This window comes from Vibrio sp. 1180_3 (assembly GCF_029478545.1).
Taxonomy (GTDB): Bacteria; Pseudomonadota; Gammaproteobacteria; order Enterobacterales; family Vibrionaceae; genus Vibrio; species Vibrio aestuarianus.
This window is the reverse complement of the sequence record NZ_SJFM01000002.1, coordinates 180,942-203,402: the sequence shown is the minus strand read 5'-3', so window position 1 is coordinate 203,402 and position 22,461 is coordinate 180,942. Positions and strand designations below refer to the sequence as shown.

General features: G+C 44.3%; 20 protein-coding genes and 1 riboswitch. Of the genes, 10 read left to right on the top strand and 10 right to left on the bottom strand.

Features of this window, described 5'->3' with window-relative positions:
• The first annotated feature begins 35 nt into the window (after positions 1 to 35).
• The gene (mgtE, locus tag EYW48_RS02575) at positions 36 to 1,391 is read left to right on the top strand and encodes a magnesium transporter (protein WP_277431831.1); all 1,356 of its coding nucleotides are present in this window, start codon (positions 36 to 38) and stop codon (positions 1,389 to 1,391) included.
• A 65-nt stretch (positions 1,392 to 1,456) separates the two neighbouring features.
• Here the strand turns inward: mgtE and pmbA are convergent, their stop codons facing one another.
• On the bottom strand, positions 1,457 to 2,800 hold the full coding sequence (gene pmbA / locus EYW48_RS02570) for a metalloprotease PmbA (RefSeq protein ID WP_277431830.1): 1,344 nt from the start codon (positions 2,798 to 2,800) through the stop codon (positions 1,457 to 1,459).
• Positions 2,801 to 2,908: 108 nt separating this feature from the next.
• Between pmbA and yjgA the strand changes: the two genes are divergently transcribed.
• Positions 2,909 to 3,436, top strand: coding sequence for a ribosome biogenesis factor YjgA (gene yjgA / locus EYW48_RS02565; RefSeq protein WP_272956757.1), 528 nt, complete (start codon positions 2,909 to 2,911; stop codon positions 3,434 to 3,436).
• Between the two features lie 71 nt (positions 3,437 to 3,507).
• Here the strand turns inward: yjgA and thiQ are convergent, their stop codons facing one another.
• From thiQ to mpl, 5 genes are all read right to left on the bottom strand, one after another.
• Positions 3,508 to 4,212, bottom strand: coding sequence for a thiamine ABC transporter ATP-binding protein (gene thiQ / locus EYW48_RS02560; protein WP_277431829.1), 705 nt, complete (start codon positions 4,210 to 4,212; stop codon positions 3,508 to 3,510).
• Positions 4,212 to 5,801, bottom strand: coding sequence for a thiamine/thiamine pyrophosphate ABC transporter permease ThiP (gene thiP / locus EYW48_RS02555; RefSeq protein ID WP_171981022.1), 1,590 nt, complete (start codon positions 5,799 to 5,801; stop codon positions 4,212 to 4,214). Before thiP ends, thiQ begins: the two co-directional genes overlap by 1 nt.
• A gap of 34 nt (positions 5,802 to 5,835) precedes the next feature.
• Positions 5,836 to 6,828: a thiamine ABC transporter substrate binding subunit gene (gene thiB, locus EYW48_RS02550; protein ID WP_277431828.1), complete on the bottom strand. Its 993-nt coding sequence runs from the start codon at positions 6,826 to 6,828 to the stop codon at positions 5,836 to 5,838.
• 65 nt (positions 6,829 to 6,893) lie between these two features.
• Positions 6,894 to 7,012, bottom strand: a riboswitch (TPP riboswitch).
• A gap of 70 nt (positions 7,013 to 7,082) precedes the next feature.
• Entirely contained in the window at positions 7,083 to 7,709 is a 627-nt protein-coding gene (locus tag EYW48_RS02545) for a flavin prenyltransferase UbiX (RefSeq protein ID WP_053309480.1), read from the bottom strand.
• Positions 7,710 to 7,736: 27 nt separating this feature from the next.
• Complete coding sequence (gene mpl, locus EYW48_RS02540; RefSeq protein ID WP_277431827.1) at positions 7,737 to 9,095, bottom strand: UDP-N-acetylmuramate:L-alanyl-gamma-D-glutamyl-meso-diaminopimelate ligase; 1,359 nt, start codon at positions 9,093 to 9,095, stop codon at positions 7,737 to 7,739.
• A 270-nt stretch (positions 9,096 to 9,365) separates the two neighbouring features.
• On the opposite strand from mpl, the gene fbp reads away from it, so the two are divergent.
• Both fbp and ppa read left to right on the top strand, forming a co-directional pair.
• Positions 9,366 to 10,376 carry a class 1 fructose-bisphosphatase gene (gene fbp / locus EYW48_RS02535; protein WP_053309482.1) on the top strand — a complete coding sequence of 337 codons (1,011 nt, stop codon included), beginning with the start codon at positions 9,366 to 9,368 and terminating at the stop codon, positions 10,374 to 10,376.
• Between the two features lie 526 nt (positions 10,377 to 10,902).
• Positions 10,903 to 11,430, top strand: a complete 528-nt coding sequence (gene ppa, locus EYW48_RS02530) for an inorganic diphosphatase (protein ID WP_277431826.1) — start codon at positions 10,903 to 10,905, stop codon at positions 11,428 to 11,430.
• A 63-nt stretch (positions 11,431 to 11,493) separates the two neighbouring features.
• On the opposite strand, the gene EYW48_RS02525 is transcribed toward ppa, so the two are convergent.
• The 4 genes from EYW48_RS02525 to EYW48_RS02510 all read right to left on the bottom strand — a co-directional run bounded on the left by EYW48_RS02525 (position 11,494) and on the right by EYW48_RS02510 (position 17,782).
• Positions 11,494 to 11,829 (bottom strand): DUF2799 domain-containing protein, encoded by a 336-nt coding sequence (locus EYW48_RS02525; protein WP_176245551.1) that lies wholly within the window; start codon positions 11,827 to 11,829, stop codon positions 11,494 to 11,496.
• A 55-nt stretch (positions 11,830 to 11,884) separates the two neighbouring features.
• Positions 11,885 to 12,232 (bottom strand): gamma-glutamylcyclotransferase, encoded by a 348-nt coding sequence (locus EYW48_RS02520; RefSeq protein ID WP_053309485.1) that lies wholly within the window; start codon positions 12,230 to 12,232, stop codon positions 11,885 to 11,887.
• A gap of 85 nt (positions 12,233 to 12,317) precedes the next feature.
• Positions 12,318 to 16,073, bottom strand: coding sequence for a translocation/assembly module TamB domain-containing protein (locus tag EYW48_RS02515; protein ID WP_277431825.1), 3,756 nt, complete (start codon positions 16,071 to 16,073; stop codon positions 12,318 to 12,320).
• Positions 16,070 to 17,782, bottom strand: coding sequence for an autotransporter assembly complex family protein (locus tag EYW48_RS02510; protein ID WP_277431824.1), 1,713 nt, complete (start codon positions 17,780 to 17,782; stop codon positions 16,070 to 16,072). Before EYW48_RS02510 ends, EYW48_RS02515 begins: the two co-directional genes overlap by 4 nt.
• 165 nt (positions 17,783 to 17,947) lie before the next feature.
• Between EYW48_RS02510 and msrA the strand changes: the two genes are divergently transcribed.
• The 6 genes from msrA to EYW48_RS02480 all read left to right on the top strand — a co-directional run bounded on the left by msrA (position 17,948) and on the right by EYW48_RS02480 (position 22,454).
• A complete protein-coding gene (gene msrA / locus EYW48_RS02505; protein ID WP_274672825.1) occupies positions 17,948 to 18,586 on the top strand; it encodes a peptide-methionine (S)-S-oxide reductase MsrA in 639 nt (212 codons plus the stop codon).
• A gap of 114 nt (positions 18,587 to 18,700) precedes the next feature.
• Positions 18,701 to 19,252 carry a YtfJ family protein gene (locus tag EYW48_RS02500; protein WP_171979805.1) on the top strand — a complete coding sequence of 184 codons (552 nt, stop codon included), beginning with the start codon at positions 18,701 to 18,703 and terminating at the stop codon, positions 19,250 to 19,252.
• Positions 19,253 to 19,384: 132 nt separating this feature from the next.
• Positions 19,385 to 19,678, top strand: a complete 294-nt coding sequence (locus EYW48_RS02495) for a DUF2607 family protein (RefSeq protein WP_080996304.1) — start codon at positions 19,385 to 19,387, stop codon at positions 19,676 to 19,678.
• Between the two features lie 75 nt (positions 19,679 to 19,753).
• Positions 19,754 to 20,419, top strand: a complete 666-nt coding sequence (locus tag EYW48_RS02490) for a DUF2796 domain-containing protein (protein ID WP_277431823.1) — start codon at positions 19,754 to 19,756, stop codon at positions 20,417 to 20,419.
• A gap of 62 nt (positions 20,420 to 20,481) precedes the next feature.
• Positions 20,482 to 21,198: an ABC transporter ATP-binding protein gene (locus EYW48_RS02485; protein WP_053309491.1), complete on the top strand. Its 717-nt coding sequence runs from the start codon at positions 20,482 to 20,484 to the stop codon at positions 21,196 to 21,198.
• Entirely contained in the window at positions 21,195 to 22,454 is a 1,260-nt protein-coding gene (locus EYW48_RS02480) for an FtsX-like permease family protein (RefSeq protein ID WP_053309492.1), read from the top strand. Before EYW48_RS02485 ends, EYW48_RS02480 begins: the two co-directional genes overlap by 4 nt.
• Positions 22,455 to 22,461 lie beyond the last annotated feature (7 nt).

Here is a 22,461-nt window from a genome sequence, read left to right as displayed (position 1 = left end):
CAACACATTGTAAGAATACCAAGTAGGGGGAAACCATGGCCGAGCAAATTGAATTTGATCAAGCTCACCTTACCCTCCAAGAAGTCAGCGAAGCGCTAGAAAATGGTCGTTTTGTCCATGTCCGTCGTCAACTCCAGGACATGGAGCCAGAAGATATTGCTCACCTGTTAGAAGCCTCACCGCGTAAAAGTCGTGAAGTGCTGTGGCAACTGACCGATCCCGAAGATTATGGTGAAATTCTCGACGAGCTAAACGAAGACGTCAAAGATGCTTTAGTATCGAAAATGGCTCCGGAAAAACTCGCTGAAGCCACCGAAGGTATGGATACCGATGACGTTGCGTACGTCTTACGTAGCTTACCTGATAACCTATCTCGTGAAGTTCTTTCACAAATGGATAGCGCCGATCGTGAACGTGTCGAAACGGCGCTCTCATATTCTGAAGATACTGCCGGTGGCTTAATGAATACCGACGTAATTACCATTCGTGGTGACGTCGATATTGATGTAGTACTGCGCTATTTGCGTATGCACACAGAATTACCAGAAAGTACTGATGCACTTTATGTTATCGATGAAGATCGCAAACTGATTGGCCACTTATCTCTCATCACCCTATTAACCTCGCAGCCAGACGTTAAGGTTAGTGAGGTGATGGACGATGCCGATGAAGCCATCTCGGTGAATACTAGTGATTCTGACGTGGCGAGCCTGTTTGAACGTCGTAACTGGGTATCAGCGCCAGTTGTTGATGAAAACCAACACCTTGTCGGTCGTATTACCATCGATGACGTGGTCGACGTCATTCGTGAGGATGCCGAACACTCGATGATGAGTATGGCCGGTATGAATGATGATGAAGATACCTTCGCTCCTGTGGTTCAGTCTGCACGTAAGCGCAGTATTTGGCTCGGAGCCAATGTATTGGCAGCACTGGCAGCCGCTTCTGTTTCTAATATGTTTGAAGCAACTCTTGAACAAATGGCCGCAATTGCTGTGTTAATGACGATTGTCCCTTCGATGGGAGGCGTTGCGGGTAATCAGACCGTTGCCTTGGTGATTCGCGGTTTAGCACTCGGTCATATCGGTGACAGTAACAAACGAGAATTGCTGTTCAAGGAAGCCGCGATTGGTTTCTTAAACGGGGTTCTTTGGGCTTCAATCATTGGTGGTATTGTCATTGCGTGGAAAGGTAATTGGCTACTTGGCGGCATAATTTCTGCGGCGATGATGACTAACTTATTGATTGCCGGTATTGCTGGCGTGACCATTCCAATCTTATTGAAGAAGATGAAAATTGACCCAGCTCTTGCTGGTGGTATGGCATTAACGACCGTAACGGATGTGATTGGTTTATCGGTGTTTCTAGGGTTAGCTACAATTTTGATGTAATCATCCAATTTGCCAAAAAAAAAGCTTGGTGTTTCGACCAAGCTTTTTTTGTTTTTTACTCGTGATTACTCACCGGCAATTTTCATTGATTCAAGCAAAATAGAACCCGTTTGGATCTGCGAGCGAGTTTCAACATCACTACCCACCGCCACGATTTGGTTGAACATCTCTTTGAGGTTACCCGCAATCGTGATTTCAGAAACAGGGTACTTAATTTCACCATTTTCAACCCAAAAGCCAGCGGCCCCACGTGAATAGTCACCAGTAACGGTATTAACACCTTGCCCCATTACTTCAGTAACCAGTAAACCTGTGCCTAGTTCTTTGAGCATCTGTTCAAAACTCTGGCCTGTCGATTTCACAAACCAGTTATGAATACCACCAGCATGGCCGGTTGGCGTCATGTTCATTTTGCGAGCTGCGTAGCTACTTAGCAAATAGGTCGATAACACGCCATCGGTAATGATTTGGCGATCTTGAGTAAAGACCCCTTCACTATCAAATGGGCTCGATGCCAAACCGCGCAATAGATGAGGTTTTTCGGCAATATTAAACCAATCTGGCAGGATTTTTTCACCCAGTTTATCGAGCAAAAATGAAGATTTACGGTACAAGTTTCCACCACTGATCGCCATCACTAAATGCCCAACCAAACCGGTTGCAACATCAGCAGCAAACATCACTGGCACTTTGCCTGTTTTCAGCTTTTGCGCATCTAAACGGCTAATCGTTTTCTCTGCCGCTTGTTGACCGACAAATTCTGGTGTCCATAAGTCATCACGGTGACGGGCAACAGTGTAGCTGTAATCACGTTCCATCTCACCATTTTTACCTTCACCAATCACACAACAACTGATGCTATGGCGGCTTGATGCGTAACTGGCCAACAAACCGTGGCTGTTACCATACACTTTGACACCGTAATGGCTGTCATAGCTTGCGCCATCACTTTGCTTAATTTTGCTGCTGTAAGCTAACGCTTTTTCTTCTGCGGCAATGGCAATTTTTGCCGCCATGTCTGGGTTTGGCTCATCAGGATGAAATAGGTCCAAATCTGGAATATTCTGCACCATTAGTTCTTTAGGTGCAGGCCCCGCAAATGGATCTTCTGATGTGAATAGCGCAATATCCAGCGCGGCGGCAACCGTTTGTTGAATTGCTTTTTCACTTAAATCAGATGTTGATGCACTACCCTTACGTTGACCACGATAAACGGTGATCCCCAAAGCACCATCACTATTAAATTCAACGTTCTCGACTTCGCACATACGAGTAGAAACACTCAAACCCGTGCTTTTGGTAATCGCCACTTCGGCGGCATCGGAACTCACGGCAGCTAGCTCTAAAGCTTTGGCAACCGCAGCTTCAAGCTCAACACGTTGCTGAGCGACTTGCTGTTTTACGTCCATATTTCATCTTTATTTAGCAATCAATGCCATTAGGATAACAAGAATTTCGCTTTCTCCCCACGATTCTTGCTAAAATAGCAGACATACATAACTCAATAGATGAAGAATATGGCGCGTAAGAATCAAAAAGCTCCTTGGGAAGAAGAAGAGGAGATCATTTGGGTTAGCAAAACCGAAATGAAAAATGACATGATTGAGCTGCAAAAGCTTGGTGAAGAGTTAGTTGAGCTGAAACCATCTCAACTGAAAAAGATCCCAATGTCTGAAGACCTAATGGATGCCGTTAAAGATGCACAACGCTTCAATATGGAAGCACGACGTCGTCAATTGCAGTTCATTGGTAAGATGATGCGCACGATCGATCCTGAGCCCATTCAAGCCGCACTGGATAAATTGCGTAACAAGCACTCACAAAACACCGCGGTGTTGCACAAACTAGAACAACTGCGTGACCGTATTGTTGAGCAAGGTGACAGTGCCATCGAAGATGCTCTAGAGCTTTACCCTGAAATGGATCGCCAACGCTTGCGTCAATTAACACGTCAAGCTAACAAAGAAAAAGCAAACAACAAGCCACCAAAAGCGTCGCGTGAAATCTTCCAAATATTGAAAGAGCACAACGACGAATCTTTTTAAGCTCTAATCTGCTTTACGTTAGAAAAACCTCGCGACAATGCGAGGTTTTTTATCTCTGCCAATCACTGAGGCTATTGCCCTGCCCGCACAAAGTCGCTCAGTAAAGGATGCGAATGTTGCGCTGAAAGCTCGGTAATCTCATCACTAACTAATACCTTTCCTTGTGCCATAAACGCAAAATGACTGGCTATCGCTTTTGCATCACTAACATGATGTGTCACCATCACTACGGTAATACATCGCTCAGTAGCTAACTGCTTAACTAACGCAAGCATCTCCTCTCTCAGTAGAGGATCTAATGCTGAGAACGGCTCGTCCAGCAGCCATATAGGGTGAGATTGAACAAAACAACGCGCTAATGCTACGCGCTGACGTTGACCACCAGAAAGCTGCTCTGGCAAACGCTCCAACAGACTCGCAATTCCCACCTGTTGTGCCGCTTGCTCTATCAAAAGCTGTTGCTCAGCAGATAACTTCAAACCGGGGTGTAACCCAAGACCAATATTTTCGCGCACAGTAAGATGCATAAATAAATTATGTTCTTGAAATAGCATCGAAAATGGCCGTAAGTGAGGCGCTTTACCTAACACCGATTGAGCGCTTACTTCAATCTCGCCACGACTCGGCTCAATAAACCCCGCCACCAAACTCAATAAAGTCGATTTACCTGCACCACTAGGCCCCATTAAGGATACTATCGCTCCTCGCGGCACTGTCAGTGAAAACTCAAACCATTCCTGTTGATACTCATATTGCACATCTTTTAGTACTAACATTAACGACCTCTTGAGTTGATGCTAAATAAGCGTTCGATAATGGCAAAGCAACCGACACTCAACACCAATAGAGCGAGAGAAATCACTGCTGCCGCCTGCATTTGATAACTGCCTAGCAATTGGAATAGATAAAGCGGTAGAGTTCTAAATTCTTGGCTACCAAAAAGTGCAATGGCACTTAAATCCCCCATTGAGACCAAAAAGCTGATCGCAAAAGCATGAGCCAGAGGTTTTCTTAATGCTCTGAGTTCAATCACTTTAAAACGCTGCCAACCTTTCATACCAAGGCTGGCACACAGCAGTTGGTATTGCTGCGCGCTATGCAGCATTGGCTGGGCTAATGTTTTCAACACATAAGGCAATGCCATTAAGCCATTCACCAGCAGCACCACCCAATACGCCATACTAAAAGCATCGGTGAACGTTCGTAGTAACAAAAACAGCCCAGTGCTAATCACCAGCCCAGGAGTGACCAAAATAATAGTGCCCACTAATTCAAGATGATCGGCTCGGCGATTACGCAGCTTTAAACGCCAAACGCGGGTGGTAATTAAAATGGCCACCCCAGCGCAAACTGCTACCATACTCGCCAATGACGCCACTTGTAACGAAGCCAATAGCGCCTGCCAAAACTTTTCGTCACTCAGCACACTAAAAAGCTGCGCATTCAAACCGCTCAGCACCACCATCATCAATGGCGGAAGCACTAAAAGTAACGATAGGAGGATCCATGCAGCATCCCAATATTTCGCTTTTCGGCTATCTCGGCTCACTACATAGTCGACAGGCTTGCGGCCTGCACTTATCGCCAAAGGCTTTGCCAGTCGAGAAATAGAAAGATATAGCACACTGCATAACAGCATTTGCCATAAAGCTAATAACGCACCAGCTTGCAGATCAAAATCAAACTTAATCGCTTGGTAGATAGCCAGCTCTATAGTGGTTGATTTTGGTCCACCACCTAACGCCATCACCGTAGCAAAACTGGTAAAGCAAAGCATAAACACCAGGCCACACACATGCGGAAGCTGTTGTCTTAAACGTGGCCATTCAACCCATTTAAACTGATGCCAGTGGCTCATACCGAGATGTGCGCACAGCTTATGTTGTTCTGCTGGAATTGTTTCTAACGCTTGCAGCAACAAACGGCTGGCATAAGGAAGGTTAAAGAACAGGTGAGCCAGTAAAATCCCGTTTAAACCGTAGATGGAAAACGGCAATTTTGTATCAAACCATGCCAGCAACGAAGCTAATACGCCGCTATTGCCATAGATAGCCAACAAACCAAAGACCCCTACCAGTACCGGAAGCACTAAGGTTGTGGCAAACAGTTTGAGGATCAAATCGCGCCCCCAAAAGCGGCGGCGGTAAAAGGCATGTGCCACTGGAATCGCCAATCCCACACTGAGCAGCATTGAGAGTGAAGCTTGGTAAAAACTGAATAGGGTAACATGACGATAATAAGGGTCATGCCATACTTGCAACACATTGAGACTCGGCGCGTGTAGCAGCAGTGCAGCAAGCGCACAAATAACAAAGGTCGCGACCACGATCGCGACCCCTATGCCGATTTTAGGAATCGAATTCAAACCTTATGTGACCTTAATTTAAGCTTATATAGCCTTAAAATGTTAATGCGTTTTGCCATTCTCGTATCCACGGCTTACGCATTTCAGACACCTCTTGCGCGCTAAATGTAAGTGCTTTTTGTGGTACGTTGAGAGTTTCAAACCCTTTAGGCAACTCAACCGATGTGACTGGATACATCCAGTTTCCGGTTGGGATTACCGATTGGAATTGATCACTTAAAATAAACTGCATGAACTCATCAGCCAATTTCTCGTTTGCAGAACCTTTCACTTTTGCAGCTACTTCCACTTGCATGTAATGACCTTCGGTAAAATCGGCTGTCGCGTATTTGTTATCATTTTCAGCAATTAAATGGTAAGCCGGAGATGTGGTATAAGACAGTACCAGATCAGACTCACCTTCTAAAAACATCGAATACGCTTCCGACCAACCTTTAGTCACCGTCACGGTTTTCTTCGCTAACTTTTGCCAAGCTTCACTTACATCATCACCGTATATGGTTTTCATCCACAGCAATAAGCCTTGTCCTGGTGTTGAAGTGCGTGGATCTTGATAAATGACTTTCAAATCATCACGTTGTTCAACCAGTTCTTTTAAGCTTTTCGGTGGGTTAGTCGTCTTCTCTTTGTTGTAAACAAAAGCAAAATAACCATAATCGTATGGCACGAACGTATCATCGCTCCAACCATTCGGTAAGGTTACGCTACTGGTATCAACACTGTGTGTGGTGAGTAGCCCCGTCTGCTTGGCTTCTGCCATCAGGTTGTTATCCAAACCGAGTACGATATCAGCTTTGGTATTGTTACCTTCAAGGCGTAAGCGGTTAAGAATAGATACGCCATCATCAAGCGCGACAAAGTTAATATCGCAGCCACATTGTGCTTCAAATGCTTTTTCAATCGCAGGACCTGGGCCCCAATCGGCAGCAAAAGAATCGTAGGTATATACGGTTAACGTGTTTTCAGCAGCATGCACTGAGAAAGAGGTGATAGTAGCAAGTGCAATAGCACTTAAAGTGGTTTTCACTGGTCGCTCTCCTTGGTTGAGCGGCACAGGCTTGAGGAGGATGAGAATATTCCGTTATTCCTATTCTGAAATCCTAACCCAATTCCTACGCCAGCATTATCTGGTTCAGGTTTACGGGTCCCAAGCTCGCACTTGATCTCAGCTTCATTCACTAGATGAATGATTTGCTCCCCGTTGAGTAAGGTGGATTGTAATTGCAATTGCTCGAATAAGCTACTCTCTACATCACTAACAACCTTCTACACTTCAGCAAATTATGCACCGCGTTGATCGTATCCCCAACGCGGAACTAAACCTTGTTCAACCCCCAGATGATCCAAAATACGGGCAACCATAAAGTCGACTAAATCCTCGATGGATTGAGGTTGATGATAGAACCCCGGCGCAGCGGGCATAATCGTTACCCCCATTTGCGACAGTTTGAGCATATTTTCAAGATGCAAAGTTGAGAATGGGGTTTCGCGTACCACCAGCAACAGTTGTCCACGCTCTTTCATGACCACATCGGCAGCGCGTTCGATCAAATTATCCGACATACCATGAGCAATCGCGGCCACACTGCCTGCAGAGCAAGGACACACCACCATCTGTTTTGGCGCAGCAGAACCAGAAGCTACGGGAGAAAACCAGTCTTCTTTACCGCAAACAATCAACTTATCAGCGTCACAATGAAGATGTTCAACCAATGCCGCTTTCGCAGCTTCTGGCCCACTAGGTAACTTCAAACCATGTTCTGTCGCCAGCACAACCCGCGCCGCGGATGAGATCAGCAAATAAACTTGGTAATCTGCGGCAAGCAAGCACTCAAGTAAACGCAGCCCGTAAGGAGCCCCTGAAGCGCCAGTAAAAGCCAATGTGATAGTTTTCTGTTTTGTTGTCATAGCTCTATTTCATTTGTGCGACTGATATTAGATGACTTGCTTCAGAGCAAGCAGTAACTTGTTATGAATACCTTCAAAACCACCATTACTCATCACCAATATTTGGTCACCCGGCTTAGCTTCATGAGCGATTTGCGCCACGAAAGCATCAATATCATCATTGACATACGCAGGTTGTGAGCATTGGTCTGCAACATCCTGCACCGACCAAGGAATATTATTAGGCTGATAGAGATAAACGGAGTCCGCTTGTTGCAACGATGCCGCCAAGGTTTGTTTATGTACGCCCAACTTCATTGTCGCCGAACGTGGCTCTAAAACTGCGATAATTTTCTTATCGCCAACCTTGTTACGTAAACCGCCCAAGGTAAGTTCAATCGCCGTTGGGTGATGAGCAAAATCATCAAAAACGGTAATCTCATTCACTTCGCCTTTGAGCTCTAAACGACGTTTGGTATTAATGAACTTAGCTAACGCTTCACAAGCAAGATCAGGGGTGACACCAACGTGACGCGCAGCGCCAATCGCCATTAAGGCATTATCGACATTGTGATCACCAACAAGATCCCATTTGACTGTGCCCACTAATTCATTGCGCAAGAAAACGTTAAATTGAGAACCATCACGGATAATTTTCTCTGCCTTCCATTCACCTTGTTCACCCGTGAACTCGGTTTCGCTCCAACAGCCACGAGCTAAAACATCCGATAATGCGCTATCTTGTTGAGGTGCAAAGATACGACCATTTCCAGGAACCGTACGCACTAAATGATGAAATTGACGCTTGATCGCTTCAAGATCATCAAAAATATCGGCATGATCAAACTCCAGATTATTCATAACCAAGGTTCTAGGGTGGTAGTGAACAAACTTAGAACGCTTATCAAAAAAAGCACTGTCATATTCGTCGGCTTCCACTACAAAAAACATGCTGTCACCTAAACGGGCAGAAATACCAAAGTTACCTAGCACCCCGCCAACCAAGAATCCCGGTTGGTAACCGCACGCTTCTAAAATCCACGCGAGCATACTGGAAGTCGTGGTTTTACCATGTGTTCCAGATACCGCCAGAACCCAGCGATCATGCAATAGGAACTCTTGTAACCATTGTGGACCAGAGGTATAGCGCAGGTTCTTATTCAGCACATATTCAACACAAGGGTTACCACGGCTCATCGCATTGCCAATCACCACCAGATCTGGCTTTGGCTCTAATTGGACAGGATCAAACCCTTCGATAATCTCAATACCTTGAGACTCTAATAAAGTGCTCATTGGGGGGTATACATTGGCATCACTACCCGTGACTTTATGGCCTAATTGACGAGCCAAAACCGCAGCGCCTCCCATAAATGTACCGCAGATCCCAAGAATATGAATATGCATAAAACCTAGCCTCGCACATTGCGTTGTGAGTTATTGCCCCATTATCACCATCCAACCAAGAAAAGCGAGCTCGTTTGCAACTTCAAAAAAGTCGACAAACAAATTGAGATCTCAATCTGTTAGTTCATTACCATTAAAAAGATCTAACCTTTAAAATCGCATTGTTACCCGAACGTTATGAAACGGGTCACCCGTTTCGAGCAACATTCCAGTAAGAGGATGGGCGACGAAACAAAATACCCCCAAAAATATCTATGTTAAGGAAATAACATGCCTGAGATTCGCACCCTTGGCGAGTTTATTGTTGAGAAACAACATGACTTCCCCCACGCAAGCGGTGATCTTTCATCCCTTTTGTCATCTATTCGTTTGGCTGCAAAAATAGTCAACCGAGAAATCAATAAAGCGGGTCTTGTCGATATTACTGGTGCCGTTGGTACCGATAATATCCAAGGTGAAGAGCAACAAAAACTGGATGTTTATGCCAACGAAAAATTTAAAGCGGCTTTAGAGGCTCGTGACCAAGTGTGTGGTGTCGCGAGTGAAGAAGAAGATGAAGCGGTTGCATTCAATAAAGAACTCAACAAAAACGCCAAATACGTAGTGTTGATGGACCCTCTCGATGGCTCATCAAATATCGATGTTAACGTATCGGTGGGCACTATTTTCTCTATCTACCGCCGCGTTTCACCGGTCGGCACTCCACCAACACAAGAAGACTTCTTGCAACCGGGCCATAAACAGGTAGCGGCAGGCTATGTAGTATACGGCTCATCGACCATGTTGGTTTACACCACGGGTAATGGAGTCAATGGCTTTACTTATGACCCTTCACTGGGCACCTTCTATTTGTCTCATCCAAATATGATGACTTCTGAAGATGGTAAAATTTATTCCATCAATGAAGGGAATTACATTCGTTTTCCAACCGGTGTGAAGAAGTACATCAAGTACTGTCAAGAGAATGTACCTGAGGAAAATCGTCCTTATACGTCACGCTACATTGGTTCGCTAGTCTCTGATTTCCACCGCAACCTATTGAAAGGCGGTGTTTATCTCTATCCTAGTACCCAAAGCCACCCTGACGGTAAGCTACGTTTATTGTATGAATGTAATCCAATGGCTTTCTTGATTGAACAAGCTGGCGGTATCGCTTCTGACGGTGTGAATCGTATTTTGGATATCAAACCAACAGAATTGCATCAGCGCGTTCCTTTTTTCTGCGGCTCAAAAAACATGGTCAGAAAAGTAGAAGAGTTTATAGAACGCTACCGCGATTAATCATCAAGACAAACAAGCGCCTAGTATCAGGCGCTTTTTTTCTACCCAAAATCATCTATCCTCAAACGACTTGGGGTGGCAGGTAGGCGAGCGTAACTACTACTGCAGCCTCATCGAAGAATGGCACAAAGCTCTTGCTTATGGGTTTACACTATTTCGTGTTTACCGCTACAGTTTCTATACCCAAACCACTTGAAGTTGCAGGTAGGCGGCAAGTAAGTGAATCCCCATGAGCATAGATAAACTATGTGATTGGGGTGAGGGAACGTAGCCAACACCGCTGCAACTTCAAGTAGGAAGGGTATACGTTATTTCTATTAACATTTAGCGATTCAAGTCCAGTAATACCAATCACAGTAAATAAGTGATCAGAAATAGCGCAGGAAAAAGGCTTGAGAACAAGGCAGGATTTTTCGATAAGTAGTTATTCTACAATCAAAAATTCTAACGCAGTTATCAAGCATTTTAACCAGCTAGGATGAACAGTTATTTACTACGATTGGTATAATTGAAAAGGAAATATCAAATGAGCTTAAACAACGTACCTGCGGGTAAATCATTACCTGATGATCTTTACGTAGTGATTGAAATCCCAGCCAATGCTGACCCCATCAAATATGAAGTAGATAAAGAATCTGGCGCTGTGTTTGTTGACCGCTTTATGTCAGCCCCGATATTCTACCCATGTAACTACGGTTATGTGAACCACACATTGTCATTAGATGGTGACCCAGTCGATGTCTTGGTGCCAACTCCTTACCCGCTAATGCCTGGTTCAGTAATTCGTTGTCGCCCAGTAGGTGTGTTGAAAATGACCGATGAATCTGGAGAGGACGCAAAAGTTGTCGCGGTGCCTCATTCAAAATTATCCAAAGAGTACGATCATATTCAAGATGTAGACGACTTACCTGCTTTACTGAAAGCGCAAATCACCCAATTCTTCGAACGCTACAAAGAATTAGAAGCCGGAAAATGGGTCAAAGTGGATGGCTGGGAAGATGCCGCCGCTGCTCGCGCTGAAATTCTATCGTCTTACGAACGCGCACAACAATAATTTGTAAGTGAAGCGCTGCGTATCAGGAAGGCAAGAGCCAGCAGTGACTGGCTCTTGAAGATACTAGAATCGACCAGCGGTTGATTGACGACCCGATATGTAATCTTGTTGGAAAAATACATTGTCTTTATCACACACACCCAAGTACGGTTTACCGATAACCCCAAGTATATAAGCATTTTGTTGGCAATACATCGCTCTTCCTTGCTCGTATCCGTCGCTATAAGCGAGATAAAGCTCATCCGATGTGGCTAATTTTTCAACTGAGAGTTTCAATAGTCCTCTCTCTCCCTGCTGCAGACCAAATTGCAACCAATCGCTATTCACTGATGTTGTCGGAGTTGGTTGAACTGCACAACCAAATAACACAAATGTAAGTAGTAACAAAATAGGCTTCATAAAACACCTCCTTGACACAGACACCATAATAATACGGATTCACTTACCAATTAGTTCACACTCTTTGACACCAATCCCCAGAATCAATCTGCGAATTTAAGTCACCGACTTGTTGATAGATATACACCCAAGCACGGCCAAAAGGGGTATCAATCATTTCTCGTCGATATTCCACAGGAACATCTTCTAAAATATCGAGCTGCTTGAGCGTTGCTTCATCGATCATATACACTTCACCAGTAATCGATTGATGGCCTTTTATAAGACCAGGATACGCGCCTAAATCATACAATGCATATTCAGATGCTGTTATAAAGGATCCTAGCATTTGACCAGACTGCAAAAAATGATGATTGCTTTCACCTTGGCGCAACGTGCCATATACAAAGACCAAATGCTGCATTTTACTTTCCCTAGTAAGTTAAGATTTATCTAACAGGCTAAAACTCGCGGCACTTCCGTACCGAAGAACTCGGAACTCAGCAGGCTTAGTCAAACTCAAACTGATATAAAATATCAACCGCACTATCTAGGCCAGAGACCGCTTCTAAGTAAAGATCCTGCATCAAGCGGTAACGCACCGTAAATTCACCAACCGAGCTGAAAATGCCCACTCCATATTTTACTTGCAAGCCGGGTAAAATATAACCACTGACAGTCACTTGTGAATCATCGCCTGTTCCTGCGGTATCTAATTGCAGATCTTGTACACCAAATGCTTGGCCAATTTCGCCAACGACTCGACCGCTTTTAGCTAAACTCAAGCCGATCAAAGCAGTCGTCATTGCGTTACCACCAGCTTCACCGTCGATGTCTTGTCCACGTAGTAAATAAGACAAAGCATTTGCTTGTGGCATAGCAGGTTCAGAGAAAATGGATACTTCTGGCTCATCAGCAGGACCCGTTACTTTAACACCAGCAATCACATCATCGGCGGTATTGTCAGGGTTACGGATCGCTTTGATAGACACATAAGGTTGGTCAGCAGGGCCGTTCATTAAGATCTTACCTTCTTCAATAACCAGATCCTGCCCAAATGAACGATACGAACCATCTTTGATATTAATCTCGCCAGTGATGAATGGACCTTTGTCTTTTTGCGCCACATTCAGACGACCGATTAAGCTACCTTGTAAACCAAAAGCGTTGAGTTTGAAATCATCACCAATTGAGATATTAATATCAGTTTCGATGTTAAACGGAATAGCGTTAAAATCATCAATGGGCTGTAAGGAGGCATCAAGAATGACTTGATCTTTCGAGACACTGACTGCACTTGACGGCAACTCTTCAACCAAAATTCGACCCCACGGTAAATTGATATTCCCCGTAATCTTTGCAAGAGTTGGCTTAACGTTAATCGTCATATCGGGAACCACTTTAATTTTGACCATCGGCGGTAAGTCGACCATCAACTCCTCTGCAAATACTCGTAAATTGGCGTGCCAATCTTCTAAACGTTGCCAGTCTGCATCACCCACTAAATCAAGTTCACCATCGGGGGTTTGAATTGCTGCGTTTAGTGCAGCTTGATAACCATTGAAATCAACCGCTAAACGCCCCGAATTGACATCTACAGGAGAAATATCTCCCTTGATAAGCATCTCATCGACAACTAAGCTACCGATCACTTTAGGATGTAACATTGGCCCATTAAATGTCAGATCGGTGGTAATGTTTGATTTAACTTGGCTGTACTCACCGATAATTGGCTTAAGAAAATCAAGATTGAATGTGGAGAGTTTTAACGTTCCATCAATTGTTTTGTCTTTCGCTATGACATTAGGAACGGTCAACTGCCCAGAAATATCTCCATTGTCCGTAACATCTAGTAGCCATTGAGCCAACAGTTTGTTTTGATCTAAATTCGTTTCCAGCGACACACTTTCCCAGCCAAGCGTCACCGGATGTTCGAGGTGCTGTGTGACATGCCCTTTAGATAAATTCAGTGTGGCCTGTGCTTGAGGAGTGCTATTTTCCGCCCACTTAGCCGTGATATTGGCATCCGCTTGCCCTTGGATTTCAGTTTCAGCAGGTACAAACATGGAAATTTGCTTGAAATCGAACTGGTTAATCGAAAGCTGCGCTGCACCATTTTGACCAACTGTCGCCTCTTTATCTAAGCAGAGAGAGGAATCATTTTGTAACCAACAGTGCGCCGCAATCGTCGCTTGCTGTTTATCTACATTAACTACGATTGGAGTAACTTGATTCAGTTCCCAAGGCCCTTGCTGAGTAGAAAACTGCACGCTATCTAGCGCACCTTTCCATATCATGGCAGGTTTATCTTCAAAAGCACCACTGATAGCTAAGCTAGTTGAGAGTAAATCTGACACCATATCTAAGCTCAGGGTATGTTGCTGCTGAGTCCCAGCAAAATTTAGATCCAGACTTTCAACACTGTGTTGTTGGTATTCCAGTTGACGAGCTTGTAAGCGTATTTTGGCTTGTGGCGTTGGTAGCGGTATTACATCCCCCTGTAAAGTCACATGCTGCAAGGTGGCTTCTTTTTGCCACGCTAAAGAATCAGCATCTAATCTCAATTTGATTTTTGGTTGTTTGAGATCGCCACCTAACTGAATATCACCGATTAATTTACCAGCAAGATCGGGAACACTTTTGGCTAAATCAGGGAAATCGACAGACAATCCCATGCGCCAATTCTTATCCAGTACACCTTTCGCCGTTATTTGGTTTGGACCGTGAGCGAGCGTTAAACCACTTGTCGATACTTGAAATTCACCGTTACCAGTAGGATCTGAGGCATCGAGTTGACCTTCAATATTGAGCGGATAATCACGCAATGTCCCATCAATATCTAAAAGCGGTAACGCGACCTTCCACCCACCTTGCGAAGTTAACTCGCCGCTTGTTTCCAGTTTACCGCTGATCACCCCTTCTGCTTCTGACCACTGTAAACCGGGCTGAATATCTTGCATGGTTAATGCGGCTTGCCAATTGATTGGAGCTTGCCAATTGGCCATCGCTTGACCACGTACGCTGCCACCTAACGTTTCAACCAACAAAGATTCAAGAGCAATCTGTTCCAACGTCCCTTTTCCTGCCACATCCAACGACACATCGGGCAGATCTTTACCTTTAAGCTGTGTCTGCAAGGTTAGGTTATACCCCTGCAATGAGCCTTGTGTTTTCAGTGTTGGAACAGAAATAAAATAGTCACCTTGCCCGATGAGTGGCCATTGGGCCTGTACATCATCCAACACGATATCAAATGGGAGTTCAGGATCTAGAGGCGATAATTGTGCATGCAGCGTCGCTTGCGCCAATCCACCAAACTTAGCATCAAGGGTTAAATCATTAACGCTACCAAAAGCGTCGAGCGCAACAGTCTGCCCATTAGCTTCAGCCTGTTTAATGGTGCTTTTTAACGATAAATTTAATGGGTACTCGCCTTGTAATCTCACATCTGCTTTTAGATTTGCCACCAACAGTGGAAGATCCAACTCTAGCGCTTTTAATGAGACGTTATGTTGATAGGCATTCGCCACTAAACCTAAATGATTGACCACAATAGGTTCTGCTTGTTGCAGAGTGAAATTATTGATGTCAAAACGCATAAGCTCAACTTGCAGTGGGATCGTCACATCCGGTAGCACGATCGGTTGTCTCTCTGACTCAGCCGCGGTAGGCGTTGCTGAGTCAGCTTCATTTGGGGCTAATGATAGTTGGATATCATTCCAACTGGTTTTACCTATTTTTAAACGATTACCGAACATAGAAGCGTTGGTCGAGAAGCTCTGCCACGCTATTTTATTGCCCAAAATATCCAGTTTAATATCGTTTAACACTACCCTCCCAATGGTAATAGGCACAGGAATAGAGATGGCGGTTACCGGCTCAGATTCGGCCACTTGCGTCTCATCGCTTTCTGGCGGTAACTCTGGCATAGCAAAGTCTAGTCCTATGACCGCAAGTTCTTGCACGCACAATGCAGGCTCGAATAAGCAATTAGCATTGACGGCTAACGTTACTCTTTTGGCTTTCAAATCAAGATGTAAGTCATCATCGATAAATGTCACTTGATTAAGAGTAAAGCGTGGAAATAAGGCACCTTGCGTAGTAGCGACTTGCAGTTGAGGTACGGCTTGTTGCGCACCCCACAACAGTACATTCAATCCTGTATTGGTGAACAACAAGCCAATAATAGCAATGAGAAATACCATCAGCAGGACAGATAAAATAGTGGCTATCCACTTGGTTATCTTCAACATAGCCTTGGTCATAATTCAGGCCCCAATGTAAAGTGCAATTTAAATTCATCACCAGGCTCTGAATCCAGCCCCCAAGCGAAATCTAGACGAACAGGACCAACAGGTGATGCCCAACGAATGCCTACACCAACACCAGTTTTCCACTCAGGGGAATCATTAAAAGCATCGCCGTAATCGACAAACGCAGCTCCCCACCAATCTCCTACTACACGATATTGATATTCCAATGACGTCGTCGCGATATATTTGGCCCCAGTTAAAGCACCACTTTCATCTTTAGGTGAAATAGATTCATAGCCATAACCACGCAAATTATTGTCACCACCAGCAAAGAAACGCAGTGAAGGAGAGAGCTTATCGAACTCATCGGTAATATTAGCTCCTCCATCGATACGAAATAGACCACGATGGTTCCGACCAATACCCCGCAGCCAAGCTGTACTAGCTAAAACACGAGCCACTCGAGTTTCCGATGCAAGACTAGGGTCTGCGTATTCTAAGGTGATACTCTGCTTATCTCCCCACATGGGCATCGAACCTCCCCTCACTCGGGTACGGGTATAAGTGACACCTGGCAATACAAAATGACCAACATCGCTTTGCAAACCTTGTTCATAATTTTCAATCAAATAACGGACAAATAGTGTGCGGTGCCAACCATTATCTAGCTCCCAATGACGTTCAACAGATAAATTGGATTCTAAACTTTGAGTATCACGACTATCGACATTCTTCATTCCATACTGAATGCGATAATACTGACGCAACACATCTTCTAACGGAATTTTATAACCGGCAGTAATAGTTTGCTCAGGCGCAGAAATCGAGACACTGCTATCAAAACTATGACCTCTACTATTCACCCAAGGTTTATTCCATTTCAATGAACCTCGCACACCAACGTCGGTTGAATAACCCAGACCAGTTTCAATTTTATTGCGAGCTTGTGGAGCAAGCGACACCTTCATTGGCACCTCTCGCCCATTATCTAATTGGCTTAAGTCAGGCTCAACGAATACAGAGGAGAACCAGTCGGTATTGGAGAGGTTTTGGTTGTATGCGCCAACCTTAGACACCAAATAGGGTTTACCGGTCTCGTAAGGTTGCAGTGAGCAGACTCGCTCTTCTTTAATCTGACTGCCCGTGATAGTTGATGCACCGAAATGATAACGTATCCCACTATCGAAATGCAGGCGAATAAATGCTTGGTTCAGCTCTGGCACCACTTCCAATCGGCTAAGCGTAAAATCACCGTTAAAATAGCCTTTCTGCAACGCCAAATTGCGAATGCCTGATTTCAGAGTATCGTATTGACCATGGTTGAGTGGTGCGCCAACTTGCAAAGCATTTAGGGAAATTAACTCACGAAAATCACGATCAGATTCGGCCTCACCACTGATGACAACATCAAACTCTTGCACTGTCATTACTTCACCAGGGGTAACATTAACCACTAACTTCTGGCCATTAGCCTCAACGAGAAAGTCAAATTTAGGGTGGTAGTAGCCTATAGCACTCAACGCCTCAGAGATGCTTTTTTCTAAACGGGATTGAAAGCGTAGGCCTGTCGAATAGTCGCTTTGTGGAATTGACGATAGATAACCATCAACGTTTGTTTTTTGCTCTCCTTGCAAGCCATTAATGGCCAAATCCACTTTCGCATCAACCGAAGTAGAGAGCAGTAACATCGTCAATAGCACTGGTAATGATTTTCGTCTCATGCTTAATTAGGGCGCAGTTGAGTTAACAGATCTTGAATAGATTGAAATCATACCGTCAATAACAACTTTCGTCTGTATGAAATCAGTCAATTATTCAGTCTTAATCTTAGTAAATAACTCAATAATAAAAAATAAAGTATCAATCAGTTTATAAAAGGAAAGGTTATGTTTGACAAGCAAGCCATGGTCAACGCTGACACTGCTCTACCTGGACGTAATACCACAATGGAAATTGATGCTGCTCATTATGTGAATAACAGCAACTTAAATGCACAGCCCACTGATGATGAACAACAAATCCTCATTGGCATGGGCTGCTTCTGGGGTGCAGAACGCCTATATTGGCAACTCGATGGCGTTGTATCGACTTCTGTTGGTTATGCAGGGGGATTTACGCCCAACCCAACCTACGAAGAGGTCTGTACCGGTAAAACAGGGCACACAGAAGTGGTACGCGTTATCTTTGATCCAAAACGCTTGCCATTAGCAACACTACTCAGTCATTTTTGGGAAAAACACGATCCAACTCAGGGGATGCGACAAGGTAATGACAGGGGCACTCAATATCGCTCTGCTATTTACACCTTTAACGACGAGCAACAACGAATCGCTGAACAGTCAAAATTAAACTATCAGCAAGCTTTATCTGAACATGATAAAGCTGCCATCACGACCGAAATTCTACCAGCGGGTCACTACTATTTTGCTGAAACATATCATCAACAATATTTAGCTAAAAACCCGAACGGCTACTGTGGATTAGGCGGAACAGGCATCTGCTTCCCACCACAATCCAATCAATAACTTGTACTAAAATGAGGCTCTCTTGGCATTTTACCTAATGCCGTGAGTGCCTATTTTCGTTGTTTCTATCATTCTGTGCTATACCTTTGTTGCTCAATCAAAGGGAATAATACAATGAAAAATAAAACACTTATCGCCATTCTATTGGCGTGCTCTCCAACACTCGCTTTAGCGCACAATATCACTTTGGGTCAATCTGTACCTAAAGTTGAGGTTGCGAAACATGGCGAAATCATCCTGCAAGGCGATAAAGCCGAATACCAAGCTTGGAGCAGTGATCAGCTCTTAGGTAAAGTTCGCGTAATTCAAGCTATTGCAGGGCGCAGCAGTGCAAAAAAAATGAACGCGCCGCTCATGGCTGCGATTACTGCAGCCGGATACCCACAGGAAAATTACCAAACGACCTCGATCATCAACCAAGATGATGCTATCTGGGGGACGAGCTCTTTTGTGAAATCGTCAGCTCAAGACAGCAAAAAAGAGTTCCCATGGTCTTCAATGGTTCTGGATGAAGCAGGAAATGTTGCTAATGCTTGGGATTTACAAGCCGAATCTTCAGCCATTATCGTTCAAGATAAACAAGGCAAGGTGCTGTTTGTTAAAGAAGGTGTCCTTACAGAAGATGAAATTCAAACAGTATTAGGCATAATCAAGCAGAGCTTATAGCGCTCGCAAACTCACCATGATTGGGTGATGCCTATCGATAGATATTCTCACCCAATATAAAAAAGAGTATTCTTTGCTCTCTTTATATTGTTATATTATAACAATTGTTATTTTCACGACTGTCTTCATTTAATGCTCAATCGTCCGTGTTTTTCCTATTCCAGCATAAAGTTCACTGCACTATGTGCCGTGTTACTCACCTTATGGCTGAATGCGGCTTATGTTGAGCATTACCTCGACATCACGCCATCCCATCATACACAGCACCATTGTCAGCATTTTGCAGGTCTACAAAATGGCCTAAGCTGTGCGATGCCGACGCTGCCGGTGATGGTTGGAAGTGAGATTCCTTTTACTGTCGAAAGAATACAGCGTCGTCCTTCTGTCCATTACGCTTATCTTGCGCGCTCTCCGCCGATCTTTTAAACATTTTCATAGCCATGATTATTACCCAAGGCGCATGCGCTAAGGGATATTTTAATGTTTAAAAGGAACCAACCAATGATAATGCAACACAAACTAGCTTTATGTATCGGCGTTGCGATGAGCGCATCTAGCCTAATGATCAGCACGGCAGCACTCGCCAATGAAGAGTTTCGTCAACATGAAGCACACGTACACGGCCATGTTGAATTTAATATTGCTCAAGATGGACAAGATTTATTAATCGAGATTACAGCGCCAGGCGCTGATGTGGTGGGTTTTGAGCATGCCCCAGAAAATGATAAACAACAGCAAACACTGAATAAAGTACTTGAACAGTTCAACCAACCCAAGGCAATTTTCCAGTTATCTAGCGCAGCGAACTGCCACCTAGAACAAAGTGATATTACGCACACTTTAGGTGTTGATGAGCACCACGACCACGACCACGACCACGACCACGACCACGACCACGACCATCATGATAAACATGATGAAAAACATCAAGATAAAGATATCCATCATGATCATGATGAGCATCACCACGATGATGAACACTCGTCTCATGGTTCATTCAGCGTACAATACCAATATCACTGTGATGACATTGCTCAATTACAACAAATTGATACTCAATGGTTTAAGTTGTTCCCAAATACCAAATCAATCAGTGCTAATCTGCTTACAGACAAAGCACAATCTGCATTGGAATTAAAAGAGAACAATACGCGTATTTTATTTTAAGCCATCACAAAGTTGGGTAAGCACTTACTTACCCAACACATTTGTTGTTACAGGAATCAACCATGAGTGATCTGCATATTCTATCGCTGGCCTCTGTCATTGAATTGAATGACGTTGAATTTTGTTGGCCCAACAGCCCTCAATCAGCGTTAAACATCAAACAGCTGTCGGTTAAACGTGGTGAGCATCTATTTATAAAAGGACCCAGTGGCTGTGGAAAATCAACCTTACTCAGCCTGTTAACGGGCATCAACCAAGCCCAACATGGCCGAGTTTCGATTTTAGGTACCGATCTTTCAGCACTAACATCCCGTCAACGAGATAAATTTAGAGCCGACCATATCGGTTATATCTTCCAACAATTTAATTTACTGCCTTACTTATCGGTTATTGAAAACGTGATATTACCTTGTCAGTTTTCAGCCATACGTAAACAGCAGGTCGAGGGGGATATGGCCGAAAAAGCCAAACAACTGCTCACTAGGCTGCACTTAGCTGAATCGCTGTTTACTAAATCAGTTATTGAATTAAGTATTGGCCAACAACAGCGCGTTGCTGCCGCTCGAGCACTCATCGGCGAGCCACAATTGATCATTGCCGACGAGCCAACCTCAGCGCTCGATCACGATAATCGCTTAGCCTTTATTGAACTGCTACTCGAAGAAGCAGACCACGCAGGGGCCACCTTGGTTTTTGTCAGCCATGACCCAACACTAGAAAATCTATTTGACCGAAGTATTCACTTACCACAATTAAACCAAGCGGGAGAAGTCGCATGAATGTGATTGCCAACCTTGCTTGGAAAAGTGTCCTAAACCGTAAAACAACAGCCATACTATCGATACTGACGGTAGCCATTTCCGTCATTTTGCTGATGGGTGTAGAGCGGATCCGCACTCAAGCCAAAAATAGCTTTGCCAACACCATTTCAGGAACCGATTTAATCGTCGGCGGCCGTTCAGGACAAGTTAACTTACTGCTTTATTCTGTATTTCGCATTGGTAATGCCACCAATAATATCGACTGGAAAAGCTACCAAGATTTTAGCCAGCACCGCGCGGTGAAATGGGCAATCCCTATTTCACTAGGAGACTCGCACAAAGGTTTTCGAGTGATGGGCACAAACCACAGCTATTTTGAGAATTTTAAATATGGAAGTAAGCAACCACTTACTTTTTCTCAAGGAACTGAGTTTAATGGATTATTTGAAACAGTATTAGGTTCAGATGTCGCCAAAACGCTTGGATATCACATCGGTAGCGATATCATTATCGCTCATGGCATCAGCGATGTTGGGTTTAGTCGCCATGACAACTTACCATTCAAAGTTGTAGGCATTTTAGCTCCTACTGGCACACCGGTTGATAAAACCGTACACGTATCACTTGAAGCGATTGAAGCGATTCACGTTGGCTGGGAATCTGGTGCACATTTAGGCAATACACCATCGCAAGAGCAATTAGCCCAGTACGACTTTCAACCAAAGCAGATCACCGCCATGTTGGTCGGGCTGAAATCAAGAATTCAGACGTTTGCCCTACAGCGTGAAATTAATAATTATCGCCAAGAACCCCTCAGCGCGATTATGCCGGGCGTTGCCTTGCAAGAATTGTGGAGCATGATGTCCGTCGCTGAACAAGCATTAATGGCGGTTTCCATTTTTGTAGTGGCCGCAGGTTTACTGGGCATGCTCAGTAGCTTATTAACCAGCTTGCAAGAAAGGCGTCGTGAAATGGCCATACTACGAGCAATGGGTGCTCAACCTAAACATATTTTTGCCCTGCTCATCAGTGAGGCCACGACGCTCACTTTTATGGGAATCGTCGTTGGGCTTATTGGGCTATATGCTTTACTCGCTATTGCTCAACCATTTATTGCTCAACAATATGGCATCCAAATTACCTTAAGTGCTATTAGTCGCTATGAGTGGCAACTATTAGCTTATGTACAACTCGCCGGTGTGATCATTGGTTTCATTCCTGCATTGCGCGCATATCGACAATCACTCAGTGATGGTATGACCATCCGAATTTAGGATTTAT